This is a genomic window from Nocardia kruczakiae NBRC 101016, assembly GCF_001612965.1.
Lineage (GTDB): Bacteria > Actinomycetota > Actinomycetes > Mycobacteriales > Mycobacteriaceae > Nocardia > Nocardia kruczakiae.
In genome coordinates, this window is the sequence record NZ_BDBL01000003.1 from 220,178 (window position 1) to 239,110 (window position 18,933).

Below are 18,933 nucleotides of genomic sequence, written 5' to 3' on the forward strand. Positions count from 1 at the left end.
GAAGCCACGAGCATCGGCCCGCACCCGCGGCCAGATCCGAGAGACCTGATGCCAACGAATATCACTGCCGCGGTGCTCAATACGGCGCCGGGCACGCTGGAACTGGAAACGCTCGTGCTGGACGAACCCGGCCCGGACGAGGTGCTCGTCGACGTGCATTACGCGGGACTGTGCCGTTCGGACCTGCACGAGATCGAAGGCGTCTGGCCGGCCACCTGCCCGACCCTGCTCGGGCACGAGGCGTCCGGAGTGGTTCGGCGCGTGGGTGATCGGGTGAGCACCCTGCGCCCCGGCGACCATGTCGTCACGTGCCTGAGTATCTATTGCGGAGAATGCCGGTTCTGCCTGTCCGGCCGGATGACCCTGTGCCCCCGCCGCGGCTCGCTGGGGAGCCGGTCACGGCCGGTTCTGATCAACTCCCGCGGCCGGTCGGTGCACCCGACCGCGCGGCTCGGCGCGTTCGCGGAAGCCATGGTGGTGCACGAACATTCGGCAGTGCGCATCCCGGACACGATGCCCCTCGCCACCGCCTCCGTGCTCGGTTGCGCGGTGGTGACCGGGTTGAGTTCGGTGTTCCGCAGCGCCCGGGTGGAGCCCGGGTCGACGGTCGCGGTCCTCGGCTGCGGCGGAGTGGGTATCGCGGCGATCCAAGGCGCCCGTCTCGCCGGTGCGCGCGAGATCATCGCCGTCGACGCCGTCGAGGCGCGGTTGACCGATGCCGTGAAGTTCGGCGCGACCGCGACCGTGCAGGCGGGTCAGGTCGACACGGTGGCGGCGGTGCGTGAGCTGACCGAGGGCGGTGTCGACTACTCGTTCGAGGCGGTCGGATTCGCCGCCACGGTGGAGCAGGCCTTCGCCATGTTGGGGCCGGGTGGCACCGCCACCGTCGTCGGCCTGGTGCCCGACAACCAGCCGGTATCGATTCGCGCCTCGGAGCTGTTCATGCTCGAGAAGCGACTCCAGGGAGCGTTGATGGGCTCCAACCGATTCCCGGCCGACATTCCCGGCTACGTCCGGTATTACGAGCAAGGCCGGCTGAACCTCGACGACATGATCTCGGCGGTCGTGAGCCTGGAGCAGATCAACGAGGGATTCGAACTCATGAAGAACGCCGGGGGCACCCGGGTGGTCGTACGCATCGGAGACAACTCGTGAAACCCCTCATCGCCATCACCGGCCGGCGGATCTCCGCCACAACACTCGTGGGCGTCGACAGCCGGTGGGCGGCATGCCGGGCCGACATGTTCTGGGCCGAGTTCGGCATGAAGATCGCCGAGGCCGGTGGCATTCCCGTCCTCCTTCCCTACGAGTCCGCGGGGCCCGAGGTCATGTCGCGCGTCGATGCACTGGTGCTGACCGGTGGCCAGGACGTCGACCCCGAACTCTGGGGCGGGCCGCCGCCCACACCGAATTCGACCGGCGGAGAGGTACTGACGATCGACCGGCGCCGCGACGACTACGAGATCGCCTTGGTGCGTCACGCGATCGCACGAGGGAAACCGGTACTCGGGATTTGTCGCGGCCACCAGGTCCTCAACGTCGCCCTCGGCGGAACGCTGATTCCGGATCTGCCCGACCAGGGGATCGACCACTACTCCCTCGCCGCCGTCCCCGACCGGCGCCCCGACCGCGAACACCCGGTCGACTTCGACGAAGGAACCCTCGCCGCGAAGCTCTACGGACCGCGCGGCGCGGTCAACTCATGGCACCACCAAGCGGTCGATCGCCCCGGCGAGGGCCTGGTGGTCTCCGGGCGGGCCCCCGACGGCGTGGTCGAGGCCATCGAGCTGCCCGGCCGGCCGGTTCTCGGCCTGCAGTGGCATCCCGAAGCCGTCGTCGAACTCGACCCCTGCTTCCCCTGGCTTGTCGAGCAGGCATTGCCTCAACGTTTAGGAGATGGAAAGTGAACGGCCCGGCTGAGATCGACGTCGTCATCGTCGGCGCTGGTATTTCCGGTATCGCCGCCGCTGCCGAACTGCAGCGGAAATGTCCCGGCAAAAGTTTCGTGGTGCTGGAGATGCGCGAATCCCTGGGTGGCACCTGGGATCTGTTCACCTACCCGGGCATCCGCTCCGACAGCGACATGTTCACGTTGGGCTACGGCTTCAAGCCCTGGACCGAACGGGAGGCGATCGCTTCCGGCGGGGCGATCAAGAACTACCTGCGGGAGACCGCCGATCAGTTCGGCATCACCGAGAAGATCCGGTTCGGAACGCGCCTGATCTCCGCGTCGTGGAGCAGCGCGGACGACACCTGGACCCTCGGGTTGCGTGACGCGGATGGCGACACACAGCTGTGCTGCCGGTTCCTGCACCTCGCCACCGGCTACTACAGCTACCGCGGCGGGTTCAATCCCGAACTCCCCGGCGAGGATTCGTTCGAAGGCCGGGTGGTCCACCCCCAGGAGTGGCCGGAGGATCTCGACTACCGGGACCGCAAGGTCGCGGTGATCGGGTCGGGAGCCACCGCCATCACGCTCGTTCCCAGCCTCGCGGGCGAGACGGCGAAGGTGACCATGGTCCAGCGGTCGCCCACCTACGTGTCCATCGCACCGGCCGTCGATCCCGAAGCCGAGCGGTTGCGAGAGGAGATGGGTCCCGAGGACGCGTTCAGCCGGATCCGTCTGCGTAATCTGCACGCCCAGCAGGAGACCTACCGGTACGCGCGGCAGCACCCGCAGGAATTCAAGAAGGCGATATTCGACGCCATCGACGACGTCGTCGGCGTCGAGGTCCGCAAAGCCCACTTCACTCCCACATACGAGCCGTGGGATCAGCGCGTATGCCTGGTGCCCGGCGCCGACCTGTTCCAGGCGATCCGCGACGGATCCGCGGACGTGGTCACCGGCCACATCGAACGGCTCACCCCGACCGGCGTGGCGATGCGGGACGGGACACATGTGGACGCCGACATCATCGTGAAGGCGACGGGTCTGAACCTCGTCATGGGCGGGGAGGCGATATTCGACGTCGACGGTGAGATCGTCGATTTCGGACGCTGCTGGACCTACAAGGGCCTGGCGTTGTCCGGAGTGCCGAACCTGACCTACGCCTTCGGGTTCGTGAATTCGTCGTGGACGCTCCGGATCGAAGCGGTCGACGACTTCGTGTGCCGCGTTCTCGCGCATATGGACGAAATCGGCGCACGCCGAGTCACCCCGACGCCGGCGCCGGGCGACGACGCCATGCCGCGGCTCCCCTATACCGCGGGCGTGACCTCCGGATATATGCAGCGGGCTGCCCGGCGCATGCCGGCACAGGGCGACCACGAGCCCTGGCTCAATCCGCAGAACTATGCCGAGACCATGCGACTGCTGGAGTCGGTCGACGACGGCGTCCTCCGTTATGCCTGAGGCGAATACAACCGCGGCGACGCACGCCTGGGCGGCGATGACGCCCACGGCCTTCCTCGACCGGGCCGCGGCCGCACACGGATCCCGCATCGCGGTCGTCGACGGCGACCTGCGCTGGACCTACACCGAATTCCGCGATCGGTGCCGGCGGCTGGCCGACGCACTGAGAGAGATCGCCGCGGGGCGGCCGGTGGCGGTGCTGGCGCCCAATACTCACGAACTTCTGGAGGCCCACTACGGCGTGCCGTGGGCAGGAGTTCCCTTGGTGGCCCTCAACACTCGGCTCGGGACTCGGGAGTTGACCTACATCCTGCAGCATTCGGGTAGCGGTGTGATCGTGTGCGATGCCCGGTACGCGAGCCTGGTCCGTGAGGTCTGCGACGCGCTGGAGAAGCCTCCGGTGGTCATCGGTTCGGGCAGTGCCGATTCCGACTACGAGAAACTGATCGCCGGCGCTGCACCCTGCCAGGAGCAGATCCACGACGAAAGTTCGCTGCTGGCAATCAATTACACCTCCGGTACCACGGGAGCGCCGAAGGGCGTCATGTACCACCATCGTGGTGCGTACCTGCAGTCGCTGGCCATGGCGAGCCATTTCGCGCTCGGCCCGCATTCCGTTCATCTGTGGACATTGCCCATGTTCCATTGCAACGGCTGGTGTTTCACCTGGGCCGTCACGGCGGCCGGCGGCACGCATGTATGCCTGCCCAAGGTCGAGCCCGCCGAAATGTGGCGACTGATCCGGCAGGAGGGCGTCACCGGTCTCAACGGCGCTCCGGCCGTGCTCGACATGATCGCGCACGCCGACGATGCCTCGACGCTGTCGCGCGCCGTGTCGGTGGGTACGGGAGGTGCGCCTCCCGCCCCGGCGGTGCTGCGCCGGATGACGCGCCTCGGATTCGACGTCACACATCTCTACGGGCTGACCGAGAGTTTCGGCCCCGCGCTCATCTGTGAGCCGGTGCCGGAGTGGGAAGGTCTCGACGACGAGGCCGTGATCCGGCTGAAGGCACGACAAGGCGTCGGCAACATCGTGTCCCTGCCGCCCCGGGTGGTCGACGGGGCCGGCAGCGATGTTCCCGCCGATGGCAGCACGGTCGGTGAGATCGCGCTGCGCGGCAACAACGTCATGCTCGGATATCTCGACGACGAGGCCGCCACCCGGGAGGCGATTCCGGACGGCTGGTTCCGGACCGGCGATCTCGCGGTGCGCCATCCCGACGGCTATGTCGAGCTTCGCGATCGGAGCAAGGACATCATCATCAGCGGGGGCGAGAACATCGCCAGCGTGGAGGTCGAGCACGTGCTGGCGGAGCACCCCGCGGTGCTCGAGGCGGCGGTCGTCGGAACCGCCGATCCCCGCTGGGGAGAGATCCCTGTCGCGTTCGTGCACCTCGCCCAGGGAGCCCATGCCACCGCCGAGGAACTCGTGGAGCATGTCAAAGGGAGCCTGGCGCGCTACAAGGCTCCTCGCAAGGTTCTCTTCGGTCCCCTTCCGAAGACGTCGACGGGCAAGACGCAGAAGTACCTGCTGAGAGCCCGAGCGGCCGAAGCACATTCCCCGGCAACGGGGGGCACGGGCGGCAACCGCGAGACCTGAACCCGTCCGGCCGCTGCCGAACGCGGCGAGATCCATCCGGCCCGGCCTACCCCCGAATCCCGCTGCACATCGCCGGGATTCCCGCGCAGATCACATCCGCGTAGGCATCGGCGCGCGCCCGATCCCGATCCGAGGCCCACTGCAACACGAGCCCGTCGGTGGCACCGATCAGCACCGAGGCGAGATTCGCGATGGCCTCCGCGCGCGCGGCCGGCCCGGCCGCGCGCTGCAGCACGTCGGTGACCGCGCGGAGGAAGACGTCGTAGGACTCCTTCGCCAGCGCCGGGCGGTTGCGGGTCATCCACATGTACAGGTCGATTTCTGCCAGCGCGTAGTCCGGATGGTCCATCAGCCAGCGCACCGAACGCCGGATGACTTCTTGCGCGGTCGCCTCGAGCTCGGCCGGCTCGATGGAGGTGAACTGCTTGGTGATCTCGGCGGCGAGATGCTCGAAGACGGCCAGGAAGAGCCCGTCCTTGTCCCGGAAGCAGTAGTGCAGTGAGGCCAAGGGAGCGTCGGCCGCTTCCGCGATCCGGCGCGTCGTCGCACTCCCGACCCCGCGCTCGGCGATGACTCGGACCGCCGCATCGATGAACTGCACGGAACGGTCCTCTGTCGACACGTGGGCCAACCGATTCACCCCATTCGCTCATTGGCGCACGTCGGCGCGCTGACTGTTTGATCAAGTCAAGCGTACAGACCGCGGCTCCGTAGGTGCCCTTACAACCACCGCGCGAGTGACGGCAAACACGATTTTTCGGACAAGTCTTCGATTCTCTCTTGACACCCAGTGTGGCGCGGCACACAATCAGATCATTCGATCAGATCAAGTGATTAAGACATTTGATCGGACGTGGAAATGGAGAGATATGACTACCGAAGCCAAGGCCGCTCTACGATCCGTGGCGGCGACGGCCCCCCTCGCCGAGATCCTCGACATCGTCGCCGAGGACGGCGGCGTGATCATCGAGAACTTCCTCTCGGCGGATCAGATCGCGCGGTTCAACGCCGAGGTCGAGCAGCCCATGGCAGCGCTGGCTCCCGGCTCGACCCACGAGAACGAGATCGTCGCGGAGTTCCACGGGGCCAACACCAAGCGACTGACGAATTTGGTGACACACAGCACGACCTTCCGCGAGGAGATCCTCGAGCACGACCTGGTCCACTCCCTCTGTGACGCCACGTTCCTCGAGGAGTCCGGTACCTACTGGATGACCACGGCGCAGGTCATCGAGATCGGCCCCGGGAATCGGGCTCAGTTCCTGCACCGGGACCTCGAAAACTGGTACCCGTTCGTCGGCATGGGTCCGCAGGGCCCTGAGGTGACCGTGAACTTCATCATCGCGTTCACGGACTTCACGGAGGAGAACGGCGCGACGCGGGTCATCCCGGGGAGCCACAAGTGGGATGACTTCGAGGATCGCGGTACCCCGGAAGGCACCATTCCCGCCGTCATGAAGGCGGGAGACGCGTTCTTCTACAGTGGGAAGACCGTGCACGGCGGCGGCGCGAATGTAACGACCGACCAGTACCGACGAGGAGTGGCCTTCGCTTTCAACGTGGGCTTCCTCACCGGCGAGGAGGCCTACCCGTTCCTCGTCGACAGGCAGGTCGCGAAGCAGCTCTCGCCGCGGGTGCAGCGGATTCTCGGCTTCCGTTCCCAGTACCCCACGGGCTCGCCCGGCCTCTGGCAGGTGGACTACAGCGAACTCGGGGACTACCTGAAGCTCTGAGGTGCCGGTCGGCACCTCTCTCGCCCCGCGACCTGCCGGAGAGGCGACGAGCCTCTCCGGCAGGCCCGCTCGCAGCCCTCAAGGATATGTATGGGAATCGACTCCTCCAGAACCGCATTCGAGCGGACCCGTCGCAGCGTCGGCGGCGGCGTCAGCTCGGGCCTTCGCGCCGCGATGCGGCCGGTTCCGCTCTTCGTCGAGCGGGGCCACGGAGCTCACCTCTGGGACCTCGACGGGGACCGCTACCTCGACTACGTGATGGCCTGGGGGCCGTTGGTCCACGGACACAGCCATCCGCACATCCTCGACTCGGTGGCACGAGTCGCGACCTCGATGCAGGTCGTGGGGATGGGCCACCGTCTCGAGTACGAAGCCGCCGAGGCGGTCCTCGCATCCGTGCCCGGCGCGCAGCGTCTCGTATGGACGAACACCGGAACCGAGGCCGTGCAGGTCGCCCTGAAGTTCGCCCGCGCGGCGACCGGCCGGCACCGCATCGTCAAGTTCGCGAAGGCCTACCACGGCTGGCACGACAGCGTGTACGCGAGCATGAGCGCGGACGACACGGGTGAGTCACCCGTTCCCGCCGCCCTCGGGCAGAGCCCCAATGCCCACGCCGACCTGATCATCAGCCGGTTCAACGACACCGCCGCTGTCGCCGAACTGCTGGCCCAGGCCGAGGAACGCCGGATCGCCGCCGTGCTCATCGACCCGATCATGAGCAACGCCGGCGTGCTCACACCGGAACCCGGGTTTCTCGAAACGCTCCGCAGCCTGTGCGACCGGCACGGCGTCGTGCTGATCTTCGACGAGGTCATCACCGGATTCCGGATAGCCCGCGGCGGCGCGGCCGAGAGATTCGGTGTCCGCCCGGATCTTTCGGTGTTCGGCAAGGCGATCGCCGGTGGGTTCACCCAGAGCGCGGTCGTCGGCCGTGCGGACATCATCGATCTGGTGGAGCACGGCCTCACCCACGCCGGAACGTTCAACGGCAACCCGATCGCGCTCGCAGCGGTGAAGGCCGCGATGGAGTTGTCCGCTACGCCGGGAGTATTCGACAAGCTGGAAGATCTGGGCGACGCGTTCGAGCAGGCGATCACCGACGTGCTGGCCTCGGCCGGCGCGCCCGGCAGTCTCCGGCGCGTCGGGTCGCTCGTGCAGTTCGTGCCGCGCGGTCAGGCGACGAGTCTGCACGGCACGGACGGACTGTGGGCCGAGATCGCGGCCGGGATGCTCGAATCAGGTGTCGTGTTCATGCCGTCCGGGAAGATCTTCCTCAGCACCGCGCACACGCTCGCCGACATTCAGGAAACGGCCGCGCGCCTCGGGCGGGTTCTGCAGCAGGTGTCTGCCCGTTCCGCATAGCGCGGACAGCAACGATCCGATCCCCCAGCCGCGACGCGGACGGGCCCTCCGCCCGAACGGGTGGCCGCCGTGCCGCCCGTTTACTACGCCCCGTCACCCGTTCCGCGTCACGCCGGTGCCTGATGCGGCTGGACGAGTGTGGCGTACCTGCACCGAATTCTGTTGAATCGAAGGAATTCTCGATGAATACGCTCGCAATGTTGTTGCTGTTGGCCGCCGATTTGTGGATGGCAGCGGCCGGCCTCTACTACGGGGTGCGAATAATTCGCCGCTACCGCAACTATCTGCTCGGTCTCGAGTGGCTGGTGATCGGGGTATCGGGGACGAACGTTCTGTTCCTGGCCGCCACCGGAATCGATCACTCGAGCGTGAGCTACCACCTGATGGTGTTCTTCGACGCGTTCTCGCGTTCGTTCGGCATGACGCTGGTTTTCGTGCTCGGCATGATGGCGGTGACGCGCGGGTACCGCGCCTCGCCTCTGGTCGAAGCCGCCGCATTCGGGGCAGCGACCGTGGTCGGGCTGTGGCGAACGATCGACGTACGGCCCGTCAGCCCGCCATGGTCGATGTTCTACCTCGCACTGAATCTCGCCGTGGCGGTGTTCATGGTGACGGTCGCCGGCCGGCTGTGGAGTATCGGTGAACGACGTTGCGCGGCAGGGGTTTTCATCGCCACGATACTCGGCGCGATCGTCGCGTCGACCTATGACTTCGTCCACATTCCGGGCGACGACGCCGACCACACATTGTTCTACATTCCGGCATGCGCGATCTGGGCACTCATGGTCACCACCTACTACCACGGCTACCGGGCACTCGCTGAGCACAATCGGGGACTCGCCCGCAGCGACTCGCGAGACAGCAATTCGGAGCCTTCGTCAGTCCACGGTCGAATCCTCGACTGACCCCACCCGCGAACGGTCCGGAAGGTTGCGGCCCCTGTTTTCGCATCGCCGGAACGACGCACGCCGACATCCATCGACGGCTGCGTGAGCATGCATCACCGCGCAACGACGCGCACATTCTCGATTCGAAAAGTTCGGAAACCACTATGACAGCTCAAGATTCGCCCACGCCCGCGACAGATACAGAAACCGGTTCCGCGGTCTCCAGCGACGCTTCGCCCGCGGCCATCACTCTCAATCACGCCGGAAATGCATTCATCTGGACGTATGTCCTGGCGATCTTCGGTGTATGGACGGCCGTTCTGACCCCGACCATGATCACTTTAGCACTCCGGGTCGCGCAGGCCGTCCCGGCCCATGCCTCCGTAGCCTATTCGGCGATCGCGGCTACGGGCGCTCTCATCTCACTGCCCGCTGGCCCGTTCTTCGGGCGCCTCGCCGATATCACCATGTCGCGCTTCGGTCGCCGACGGCCATGGCTGGTGGTCTCAGCCACCACCATCATGGCGGGTAACGCAATTGTCGCCGTGTCCGGCACCATCGCGGTACTCATCGTCGGATGGATCATCGTCTCGGTAGCCGGCACCATCGGATTGACGGTGCTGTGGTCCATGCTCGCGGATTCCATTCCGCCGGAGCGTGCGGGTTTCGTCGCCGGACTCGCCGGTGCGGCGCAGGGCGTGGGGCTCATCGCGGGGACCTTCATCGTCCGCATCACTCCGGGAATGACCGCACGCCTTCTCATTCCGGCAGCTCTCGGCGCCGGTCTCGTCCTGATATTCGTCGCCATTCTCCGGGAAACCGACTTCGCGGGACATGTCCGGCCGGTCTTCAATGTCCGCGACTTCGCCCGGACGCTCTATTTCGATCCGCGAAAGGCGCCCGACTTCGGCTGGTGCCTGGCCTCCATCTTCGGTATCACCCTCGGTGCGGCGGTGGTGGCGACCTTCCTGGTCTACTTCCTGCAAACCGAACTGAAGCTCGACGACACCTCCCTGGTTCCCACCGTCTTCGAGGCGACGCTGATCATCAACGGCACGGCGTCGATCATCAGTCCCCTGGGCGGCCGCCTCGCCGACCGGATCGGCAGGCGCAAACCCTTGTTCGCCGCCGCGGGTCTGCTCGTCGCCGTCGGATGCACCGTGATGGATGTCGTCGGCACCGTTCCCGAATTCCTCACCGGTTGTGTGTTCTTCGGCATCGGATACGGACTGCTGCTCGGGCAGATGCTGGCCTTGGCGGCGTCCACGATGACCTCGTGGGAGAACGCGGCCCGCGACCTCGGACTGGTCGTGCTGACCCAGACGGCGGCGTTGATGGTCGCACCGCTCGTGGCCCCAGCACTCCTCGCCATCGACGGCCCGAACAACTACCGCCTGCTGTATGCGTTCGGCGCGGCCGCCGCCCTGCTCGCGGTGCCGGCGCTACTCGGCATCCGGCGCCGGTGCTGACCCGACAGATCCTCGAAACAACGATCCGCACAACAGAAATCGGATGACATGAAGATCACCAACCTGGTCGCGACCACCTGCCTCACCGCGCTCACCGTCAGCCTGACCACCGCGGTCGCCTGCGCCGAGCCCGCACCCGCGAACCCGGCGACTCCCCCGAATTCGAGTATCCACACGACCGTCCTCCCGGGTATCCACTACACCTCGAGCATCGTCGACGGATCGGTGCGGATCAGCACCGACAGCGGCTCACTCACGGTGCGCGGCAATCAGTTCCAGGCCCTCGACGGACAGGGGAATCTCGCCGCCGGGTTCCCGCTCACCTACCGCAAGGACGACAAGGACTGGCCGATCGCGGCACGGATCGACGGCAACACCGCGATCCTGACCCCTGGCACCGATCCCGCCTCGGCCCGGCCCGCCACTCCGGTGGAGCTTCCGCGTCCGGTCGCGTCCGAAGCTCAGTTCCAGAATGCGATGGCCACGGCCGCAACGGAATTCGGTTTGGCGATCAGCGTCGGTACCTTGATAGGCACACTCATCGGCCTCCCGCTGGGCTGTATCGCGGGCGCGCTGACCGTGGGAACCATCACCTTCCCGGTCTTCTTCGCCGGTGCGCTCGGCGGATGCCTGGCCGGCGCCGCCGTCGGCGTCGCCTTGGGGTCCGCCGCCGGAATCATCCTGGTCGGCGTGCCCGTCGGCATCGCCGCCCTGATCGACTTCACCAACCAGGTCACCGCCCCCGACCCGGCGACCACACCCGCTCCCTAGCAACGACGAAGAGACACAACCCGATTGCCGTTGCGGCCGCGCTCGCAACGGCAATCGACATTATTCCTGCCCGCCCCGGCGTCGGGCCAGTCGAGTGCGCCGGTCGCTGATGATGCAGAAGGGCTACGCCGAGGGATTGCGAAGGCACCACGGCGATCCGAGCGCAGGACTTCTTCTTCCGGAAATTCGCCCGCGACAACGGCATTGCGCTCGCGCACGTACTCGGGCAGGTCCGCGCCGAATCCGACGCCGACCGCGGCCGATTGAAGAACGAGGAGGTTCTGCTCTCGCGTGCCCTCGAGGACGTCCAGGAGATCATCGGCAGGCTCACCGCCCATCTGCTGGCAGCTGCCGAAGAGCCTCCCGTGGTGTACAAAATCGGCCCGAACGCTGTCCGGTTCCTCCTTGCCGTCGGCGATCTACTGGTGGCCTGGCGCCTCATCGTCGCCGCCGAAACAGCCCTCACCACCATCGAAGCCGGGCAGAACACCGCGTTCTACGCCGGCAAGGTCGCAGTGGCCTCGTTCTTCGCCAACTCGGTGCTCCCCCACGCCACCGCCGAACTCGCCGTGGTCTCCGCGACGGACGCAACCGTGATGGACCTCGCGGAGGCCGGCTTCTGACCGGCGGCGGGCAGACACCGGCAGGGGTATCAGGGATATTCTGACTGGTACCTGCCGGCGGAAGTTGACGAGTAGCCGATGGTCGAGAGCGATCCGTACAAGACACAGCGTGATGGCGGTGTCGACGTCGTCACGGAGTTGCATTCTGCGGGTTTCACGGACGCCGAAGAGATCGGACGAGGTGGTTTCGGGCAGGTGTTCCGTTGTACCCAACCGGCGGTGGATCGCACGGTGGCGGTGAAAGTGCTGAGCGGCGAACTCGACGAGAACCGCGCGCGCTTCTTTCGCGAGCAGCGAGCCATGGGGCGGCTCACCGGGCATCCGAACATCGTCGACATGCTCGAAGTGGGCGTGACGGGAACCGGCCGGCCGTACCTGGTGATGCCCTATCACGCTCGCGGTTCCCTCGACACCCGCATCCGCCACGACGGTCCCTTGCCGCTGCCCGATGTGCTGCGGCTCGGGGTGAAGATCGCGGGCGCACTGGAAACCGCCCATCGCGCCGACATCCTGCACCGCGATGTCAAGCCCGGCAACATTCTGATCACCGACTACGGCGAGCCGGCGTTGACCGACTTCGGTATCGCCCACATCACCGGCGGCTTCGAAACCTCCACCGGCACGATCACCGGATCCCCCGCCTTCACCGCACCGGAAGTACTGAGTGGGGCCGCGCCCAGCCGAGCATCGGATGTGTACGGGCTGGCGGCCACCCTCTTCTGCGCCTTGACCGGGCACGCCGCGTTCGAGCGCCGCAGCGGTGAACAAGTAGTCGCGCAGTTCCTGCGCATCACCCGGCAGCCGGTTCCGGACCTGCGCGAGCAGGGAATCCCCGGGGATGCGAGTTCGATCATCGAAGCGGCGATGTCGCACGAACCGTCCGATCGCCCCACCGCGGAGTCACTGGGCGAACAACTGCGGCAGGTGGAACGAAGCCATGGATTCGCAGTCGACGACATGGCGCTGCGCAGCGAACCGGGTACCGAGAAGCCGGCCGGGACCAGCCCGCTGGGTGCCGCGGGAAGTGGTACCCGCAGCCTCCCGCTCGAGTTGACCAGCTTCATCGATCGGCACTCCCAGGTGACGACGATCAAGAATTTGCTGACCGGGTCGCGGTCGGTCACCCTGACCGGAACCGGCGGAGTGGGCAAATCCCGGCTCGCACTGCGGGTCGCCCACCAGCTCAGGCCGGATTTCAGCGGCGGGGTGTGGCTGGTCGAGTTGGCCGACCTGCGCGACGCCACCTCGGTTGTCGATGTCGTCGCCGCCACTCTCGGTCTGCGGAACAGTGGTCCTGAGCCGACCCTGGATGTCATCGTGCGATACCTGTCCACCCGCGATCTGCTGTTGCTGCTCGACAATTGCGAACACGTGATCGACGCGGTGACGACACTGACGGAATCGCTGTTGCGCGCCTGCCCGCGTATCCGCATCCTGGCCACCAGCCGCGAGGCACTGAGTGCCGCCGGCGAAACGGTGTTCGCGGTGCCCCCGCTGACGGTTTCGGCTCCGGCGGGCAGGACGGCTCGCCGCACCGCTCGTGCGGACGCCGTCACGCTGTTCGCCGCACGGGCGGCAACGGCCGTACCCGGATTCGATGTCACCGACCGCAACACCGACACCGTTGCCCGGATATGCGCCCGATTGGACGGATTGCCCCTGGCAATCGAACTCGCCGCGGCTCGGCTCCGGACCATGTCCCCCGACCAGATCCTGTCCCGACTCGACGATCGCTACGCGCTGCTCACCCGCGGGAGTCGTAGCGCCCCGAAACGCCAGCAGACCCTCCAGTACTGCATCGGCTGGAGCTACGACCTGTGCACCAGGTCCGAGCAACGCCTGTGGAACCAGCTTTCGGCATTCGCTGGCGGGTTCGAGCTCGATGCCGCCGAATATGTCTGTGGCCCCGATCTCGGCGACGCCGAACTACTCGACGCCGTGGCCGCGCTGGTGGACAAGTCGATTCTGATCCGCGAAGACACCGACAGGACCGTCCGCTTCCGCATGCTCGAAACCATCCAGGAGTACGGCAGACGCAGGGCGCGAGACGAGGGCGAATACGCCGAATCGAATCACCGCCAACGGGATTGGTGCGAACGACTCGCACTGGCAGCGGAAAGGGATTGGGTGGGCCCACGGCAGCTGCAGTGGGTCGGGCGACTGGAACGGGAACTGCCGAATCTGCGGAAGGCATTGGAGTTGAGCGTGTCCGAAGGGGCCGAGAGTGCACTGCGGATGACCGCTGCTCTCTATCCCTTCTGGACGATAAGAGGGCGACTCACCGAGGGGCGCCGGTGGCTCGAGCACGCGTTGATCCATACCCCCCACATACAGACCGTCGACCGCGCCAGAGTCCTCTACCAAGCCGTCGAGACAGCCGCGATCCAAACCGACTTGCCGGCCATCGCCGACAAAGTCTCGGAGCTCGAAACTCTGGCCGAAAACATCACCGACCCACTCGTCACCGCCCTGCTCGCCCACGCCCGCGGATACGAGTGCCTGGCGAGCGGGGACCTGCCTCGTGCGAGCGCCCTACTGACCGATGCCATCGACATCTACGCCGACACCGGCGAATCGGGGCTACAACTCGACGCCCAGATCTCGCTCGGATGGTCGTACACACTGCAGAACGACACCGATCGCGCCCTCCCCTATTTCCGCGATGCTCTCACCGCCACCGAGTCGGCCGACGAGACCATGCGTCGATCCTGGACACTGTGGGCTGCGGGATTCACATTGTGGCGACGGAACGAAACCGACGGCGCCACGAGCTATTTGCAGGAGGGCATTCGCGCCGCGAGACTACTGGAAGACCCCCTCGTCGCCGCGGCTTGCGCGGAAATCCTGGCCTGGCTGGCCGCCGAGGACCGCCATCACCGGCGCGCGGCGGTGTTGATGGGTGCTGCCGATGCGTTGAGCAGCGTCGCGGGCAGCTCGGCCTTCATGTTCCACGATCTGCTCGTCTACCGTGAAAACTCCGAGCGAAGCAGCCGCACGGTGCTGGGATCCCGAAACTTCGACACCGCCCGACGAGAAGGCGCAGCGATGGACTTCGACACGGCGGTGTCCTTCGCCCTCGGCGAGGGGTCCGAACCCGCCGGGCCGACAGCACATTCGGACCGGCAACTGACCAAGCGAGAACGCCAGGTCGCCGACCTCGTCGCCCAGGGATACACCAACAAGTCGATCGCCGCCAGGCTGGTGATTTCACAACGCACCGCGGAAGGCCATGTCGAACATATCCTGACCAAACTGGGCTTCACCTCGCGCGCCCAGATCGCCGCATGGGTCGCCGGGCAACCGCCGGTGTGAACAGGCCACGTCAGCCGCTGACCGTCGGCGGCTCACCGGTCATTCGTGTCCTCGTGGGGGTCGAGAGTCAGGCGAGCACCCAGTTCGGGAAAGGTGCGTATCGCTTGCAACGCGGCCGCCAGCTCAGCGACGGTCGCCGGATCGTCGAGTTCGCCGTCCAGACGCTCCTCGAGCCGGCGCATCCGATAACGGACGGTGTTCTCGTGGCAGTACAGCACGCGCCCGGCCTCGGCGGCGGAGGAGCGCGCGTTCAGCCACGCCTCCGCCGTCGTGATCAAGGTACTGCGATCGTCGTCGGCCATCGTGAGCACGCGCCCCAGGACCCGCCTGACGAAACGGCGAGTCGTGTCGAGGTTGCCCATCACGAGTTCGGCCATGGGGGTGTCGGGTAGCTGCCGTATGCCGGTGGCATCGGGTTCGACCGTTTCCACTGCGATTTTCGCGAAGCGCAGTGCGCGCGGCGTCCGGTCGAGCCGGTTGTACGGCGGACTCATCCCGACGCGAGCGGACGCGAATTTGGCGACCAGCGAACGTATTTCGTCGGTGCGGCGCCGCCCGCAGGACAGAATGACGATCTCGTGTTCCGGCCCCGTCCGCCACGCGGAGGCCACATCGAGGGCACGCAGCCGATCCTCGAGTCCGGGCAGCGCGGGCCGGCCGAGCTCGGGTGTCTCGGCGACGAGGACGAGAAATGAACCGTCATAAGGCATATCGAGCAGCTTGGCGATTTCCCAGGCGGTGTGATTCTCGTCGGAAGGGCCATTGAGCAGGGCCGCCACCAGCGCCGAGCGCCGCCGATCCGCGAGGATCATGGCCTCGCCGACCGCGGCGCGATAGGACTCGGTGAGCGCGGTCGAATAGTCGTCGGCCATGGCCCAGATGTCGGTGGCGACGTTCAGCAAGGCATCGATCGAACACTGCCCCGAAGCACGGGCGGAATCGAGCAGTCGCTGCCAAAGAAAAGCGAATCCGAGCCGAAAAGCACGCAATACCTCGGGCAGCGGCGCCCCTTGGCCGGCACGCTCGCGGCCGGTCGAACGCGGTGCCAGCAGCGCCCGCGTCCGGCCGTGCGCCAGCCGATGCAGCATGTACTCGAGATTCGATCGGGTCGACCGGCGCAGTTCCGCGCGCGGCACCACGCCCGGCTCACGGTAGATCTCGATCTGATGAACGATGCGGTCGACCAGGTCGTCGGTCAGCTCGTCGAGCCGCCCGGTCAGGCCGTTCGCTATCGGCACGATCAAGGAATCGGGAACGCTGCGGGGCACGATGCGAGGCTACGGCCACGCGGCACCGGCGAGAATATCGCCGGGCACAGAATTCCCGGTCGTCCACTGTCGCCCGCCATATGGGCCCGGGGCGGTCAGGTGCAGACGATTGTGGATGTGAGCAACCTCGCCATCAACCTCAAGGACGCCGCCGGCCAGTTTCCGGACCGTGCCGCGATCCGCCTCGACGATCAGGTCCTGACCTACGCCGCGTTCGACGATCTGAGCGCGCGCGTGGCCGGGCGGCTGCGCGAACTGGGCGCACAGCCCGGTGAGCGAATCGCGATGATGCTGCCCAACGTCACCGCGTTCCCGATCATCTACTACGGCATCCTGCGGGCCGGCCTGATCGCAGTACCGATGAATCCCCTCCTGAAGGAACGCGAAGTCCGGCATCACCTCGCCGACTCGGGCGCCCGAATCCTCTTCGCGTGGCATACCGCCATCCCCGAAGCCACCACCGGAGCGGCACAGACGGAGGTGCGCCTTCTCACCGTCACCGACGATGCCGCGACCGAGTTCGCATCGTGGCCGGACTCGCCGGAAGTGACGGTCCGCGACGACGAGGACACCGCGGTTCTGCTCTACACCTCCGGCACGACCGGCACCCCCAAAGGCGCGCAACTGACCCACGCCAACCTGCGGGCCAATGCCGCCGTCGCCGCACGCACATTGCTCACCGCCACCCCGGACGACGTGATCATGGGCTGCCTGCCCCTGTTCCACGCGTTCGGGCAGACGTGCTGCCTCAATGTCGCCGTGCTCAGCGGAGCCACCATCACATTGGCCCCACGCTTCGACCCGAAGCTGGTACTGAAGCTGATCGAACGCGACGGCGTCACGATCTTCGAAGGCGTGCCGACGATGTACGTGGCCATGCTCGGCGCGGGCCCCGACATCGCCGACACCGGTACGTTGCGGCTGTGCCTGTCCGGCGGCGCGGCGCTCCCGGCAGAGGTGCTGCGAGGATTCGAAGAGCGATTCGGCATTCCGGTCCTCGAAGGGTACGGACTGTCGGAGACCTCGCCGGTCGCCTCGTTCAACCGCGTCGGCGCCGCGCGGCCCGGGTCGATAGGCACCCCGATCGAGGGCGTGCGGATGCGCGTCGTCGATGCCGACGGCAACGATGTCGCGCCCGGTGAGGCCGGCGAGATCGCCATCCGCGGCCACAACGTCATGAGCGGCTACTGGGATCGCCCCACCGCGACCGCCGAGGCGATCAGGGACGGCTGGTTCCACACCGGCGATATGGCGAAACAGGACGAAGACGGCTACTTCTACATTCTCGACCGCAAGAAGGACCTGATCATCCGGGGCGGTTTCAACGTCTACCCGCGCGAGATCGAAGAGGTCCTCTACGAACACCCGGCCGTCCTCGAAGCCGCGGTGCTCGGCGTGCCCCACTCGACCCACGGCGAGGAAGTAGCCGCCGTCGTCGCGCTCGCACCAGGGGCCGAAGCGACCGCCGACGACTTGCGCGACTACGTCAAAGCCCGCGTGGCGGCCTACAAGTATCCACGCCACGTGTGGCTGGTCGACGCCCTGCCCAAGGGACCGACGGGCAAGATCCTCAAGCGCGACCTCGTTGTCCCGCAAGGATTGTGGTGAATCCGGTGTTGGGCAGAGCGGTGGCCACGGCACGGAAGGACCGGCACTGCGGCGGCGGGTTACTCGACCGGAGAGGCGTGCGCGGCAACGACCCGCCAACCACGCGAGTCGTCGTGCGCCCAGGTGCGGGTGTAGCGCATTCTGGCCGCGAATGGTGACCCGTGGACGCTTCCCTCGACGAGTCCGAGGAACCAGGTGACCCCGGTTGTCCCTTCCACCAGCACAGTCAGCTGTTCTTCCTCGAGCTTGCTCACAATCTGAGCCTTGGTGCGGTGCAGCTCGAGATCGTCGGCCTTGGTGAACGTGTCGGCGCCGAGCGTGAAGATCAACCGATCATCGAGTAATTCATCCAGGGCCTGGACATCCCCAGCCAGCTGCGCGGTCTGAAGTCGCCGTTCGGCATCCCGCAAGTCCTTCTCCATGGCCTTCATCCTGCCAGCCGGGACGAGGACACCACTCCCGCTACGAATCCGGCGGCGGTGAGCTGAGCGAGAACGCGTAGCGTCCGGGACTCGTCAGCCTGGCCATTCACCGGTCAGGCGACGGGCCGCGGTCGCGCCGGCGCGGTCGACGGCCGCTTTGACGCCGGCGAAGATCGCGCCCTGAACAATGGCGGCGATCAATACCTCGCGCCAGGTCCGGTCCTCGTCGGTGGCGTCGGGTGCGTTCTCGTCGTGACCGAGCAGTTTCCATGTCTGCTTGAACACCAGTCCGGCGAGGAGGCCGCTGAGGGCTCCCAGAATGAGACCGACCGGCTTGTAAGCAAGCTTGACCGCTGTCATCGGCTCACCTGTTCCGTCGGTTACGGACGAGCAGCACGACACAGGTCCGCTGGTAGGAACTGGTGTTGTGCCGTTGTGTACTCGACACGACGATCACCTCCGTCTTCTCGCTCGTGCCCGGGCACACCACGCGACGCGGGCCCGATCTTCTGTGCGATGCGTACCC

The 18,933-nt window shown here is 66.6% G+C and carries 16 protein-coding genes; 12 read left to right on the forward strand and 4 right to left on the reverse strand.

Annotated elements, in window-relative coordinates:
* The first annotated feature begins 48 nt into the window (after positions 1–48).
* The 4 genes from NK1_RS04005 to NK1_RS04020 are packed head-to-tail and all read left to right on the forward strand — an operon-like array spanning position 49 to position 4,952.
* On the forward strand, positions 49–1,155 hold the full coding sequence (locus tag NK1_RS04005; RefSeq protein ID WP_063007202.1) for a Zn-dependent alcohol dehydrogenase: 1,107 nt from the start codon (positions 49–51) through the stop codon (positions 1,153–1,155).
* On the forward strand, positions 1,152–1,907 hold the full coding sequence (locus NK1_RS04010) for a gamma-glutamyl-gamma-aminobutyrate hydrolase family protein (protein ID WP_063007203.1): 756 nt from the start codon (positions 1,152–1,154) through the stop codon (positions 1,905–1,907). The genes NK1_RS04005 and NK1_RS04010 overlap by 4 nt, the downstream gene beginning before the upstream one ends.
* Entirely contained in the window at positions 1,904–3,352 is a 1,449-nt protein-coding gene (locus NK1_RS04015) for a flavin-containing monooxygenase (RefSeq protein ID WP_063007204.1), read from the forward strand. The genes NK1_RS04010 and NK1_RS04015 overlap by 4 nt, the downstream gene beginning before the upstream one ends.
* The gene (locus tag NK1_RS04020) at positions 3,345–4,952 is read left to right on the forward strand and encodes an AMP-binding protein (RefSeq protein WP_063007205.1); all 1,608 of its coding nucleotides are present in this window, start codon (positions 3,345–3,347) and stop codon (positions 4,950–4,952) included. Before NK1_RS04015 ends, NK1_RS04020 begins: the two co-directional genes overlap by 8 nt.
* 46 nt (positions 4,953–4,998) lie before the next feature.
* Here the strand turns inward: NK1_RS04020 and NK1_RS04025 are convergent, their stop codons facing one another.
* Positions 4,999–5,553: a TetR/AcrR family transcriptional regulator gene (locus NK1_RS04025; RefSeq protein ID WP_063007206.1), complete on the reverse strand. Its 555-nt coding sequence runs from the start codon at positions 5,551–5,553 to the stop codon at positions 4,999–5,001.
* Positions 5,554–5,689: 136 nt separating this feature from the next.
* Between NK1_RS04025 and NK1_RS04030 the strand changes: the two genes are divergently transcribed.
* The 7 genes from NK1_RS04030 (at position 5,690) to NK1_RS04060 (ending at position 15,109) form a co-directional block, all read left to right on the forward strand.
* Complete coding sequence (locus tag NK1_RS04030; RefSeq protein ID WP_369689798.1) at positions 5,690–6,685, forward strand: phytanoyl-CoA dioxygenase family protein; 996 nt, start codon at positions 5,690–5,692, stop codon at positions 6,683–6,685.
* A gap of 90 nt (positions 6,686–6,775) precedes the next feature.
* Positions 6,776–8,047, forward strand: coding sequence for an aspartate aminotransferase family protein (locus NK1_RS04035; protein ID WP_063007208.1), 1,272 nt, complete (start codon positions 6,776–6,778; stop codon positions 8,045–8,047).
* A 182-nt stretch (positions 8,048–8,229) separates the two neighbouring features.
* A complete protein-coding gene (locus NK1_RS04040; protein ID WP_063007209.1) occupies positions 8,230–8,952 on the forward strand; it encodes a hypothetical protein in 723 nt (240 codons plus the stop codon).
* Between the two features lie 314 nt (positions 8,953–9,266).
* Positions 9,267–10,403 carry an MFS transporter gene (locus NK1_RS04045; RefSeq protein WP_167354216.1) on the forward strand — a complete coding sequence of 379 codons (1,137 nt, stop codon included), beginning with the start codon at positions 9,267–9,269 and terminating at the stop codon, positions 10,401–10,403.
* A 48-nt stretch (positions 10,404–10,451) separates the two neighbouring features.
* A complete protein-coding gene (locus NK1_RS04050) occupies positions 10,452–11,174 on the forward strand; it encodes a DUF8020 domain-containing protein (RefSeq protein WP_063007211.1) in 723 nt (240 codons plus the stop codon).
* Between the two features lie 263 nt (positions 11,175–11,437).
* Positions 11,438–11,797, forward strand: a complete 360-nt coding sequence (locus tag NK1_RS04055) for an acyl-CoA dehydrogenase C-terminal domain-containing protein (protein WP_063007212.1) — start codon at positions 11,438–11,440, stop codon at positions 11,795–11,797.
* Positions 11,798–11,875: 78 nt separating this feature from the next.
* Positions 11,876–15,109, forward strand: coding sequence for a protein kinase domain-containing protein (locus NK1_RS04060; protein WP_063007213.1), 3,234 nt, complete (start codon positions 11,876–11,878; stop codon positions 15,107–15,109).
* A 32-nt stretch (positions 15,110–15,141) separates the two neighbouring features.
* Here the strand turns inward: NK1_RS04060 and NK1_RS04065 are convergent, their stop codons facing one another.
* A complete protein-coding gene (locus tag NK1_RS04065) occupies positions 15,142–16,377 on the reverse strand; it encodes a PucR family transcriptional regulator (protein WP_063007214.1) in 1,236 nt (411 codons plus the stop codon).
* A 117-nt stretch (positions 16,378–16,494) separates the two neighbouring features.
* Between NK1_RS04065 and NK1_RS04070 the strand changes: the two genes are divergently transcribed.
* Positions 16,495–17,985: a long-chain-fatty-acid--CoA ligase gene (locus NK1_RS04070; protein ID WP_063007284.1), complete on the forward strand. Its 1,491-nt coding sequence runs from the start codon at positions 16,495–16,497 to the stop codon at positions 17,983–17,985.
* A gap of 59 nt (positions 17,986–18,044) precedes the next feature.
* On the opposite strand, the gene NK1_RS04075 is transcribed toward NK1_RS04070, so the two are convergent.
* Both NK1_RS04075 and NK1_RS04080 read right to left on the reverse strand, forming a co-directional pair.
* On the reverse strand, positions 18,045–18,407 hold the full coding sequence (locus NK1_RS04075) for a nuclear transport factor 2 family protein (RefSeq protein ID WP_063007285.1): 363 nt from the start codon (positions 18,405–18,407) through the stop codon (positions 18,045–18,047).
* 93 nt (positions 18,408–18,500) lie between these two features.
* Entirely contained in the window at positions 18,501–18,767 is a 267-nt protein-coding gene (locus NK1_RS04080; RefSeq protein ID WP_063007215.1) for a DUF4235 domain-containing protein, read from the reverse strand.
* Positions 18,768–18,933 lie beyond the last annotated feature (166 nt).

What these genes read in the sequence shown, in the direction of transcription:
- NK1_RS04035 (WP_063007208.1), top strand. Translation starts at nt 6,776, where the DNA reads ATGGGAATCGACTCCTCCAGAACCGCATTCGAGCGGACCCGTCGCAGC.
- NK1_RS04060 (WP_063007213.1), top strand. Translation starts at nt 11,876, where the DNA reads ATGGTCGAGAGCGATCCGTACAAGACACAGCGTGATGGCGGTGTCGAC.
- NK1_RS04045 (WP_167354216.1), top strand. Translation starts at nt 9,267, where the DNA reads ATGATCACTTTAGCACTCCGGGTCGCGCAGGCCGTCCCGGCCCATGCC.
- NK1_RS04075 (WP_063007285.1), bottom strand. Translation starts at nt 18,407, where the DNA reads ATGGAGAAGGACTTGCGGGATGCCGAACGGCGACTTCAGACCGCGCAG.
- NK1_RS04040 (WP_063007209.1), top strand. Translation starts at nt 8,230, where the DNA reads ATGAATACGCTCGCAATGTTGTTGCTGTTGGCCGCCGATTTGTGGATG.
- NK1_RS04020 (WP_063007205.1), top strand. Translation starts at nt 3,345, where the DNA reads ATGCCTGAGGCGAATACAACCGCGGCGACGCACGCCTGGGCGGCGATG.
- NK1_RS04050 (WP_063007211.1), top strand. Translation starts at nt 10,452, where the DNA reads ATGAAGATCACCAACCTGGTCGCGACCACCTGCCTCACCGCGCTCACC.
- NK1_RS04005 (WP_063007202.1), top strand. Translation starts at nt 49, where the DNA reads ATGCCAACGAATATCACTGCCGCGGTGCTCAATACGGCGCCGGGCACG.
- NK1_RS04080 (WP_063007215.1), bottom strand. Translation starts at nt 18,767, where the DNA reads ATGACAGCGGTCAAGCTTGCTTACAAGCCGGTCGGTCTCATTCTGGGA.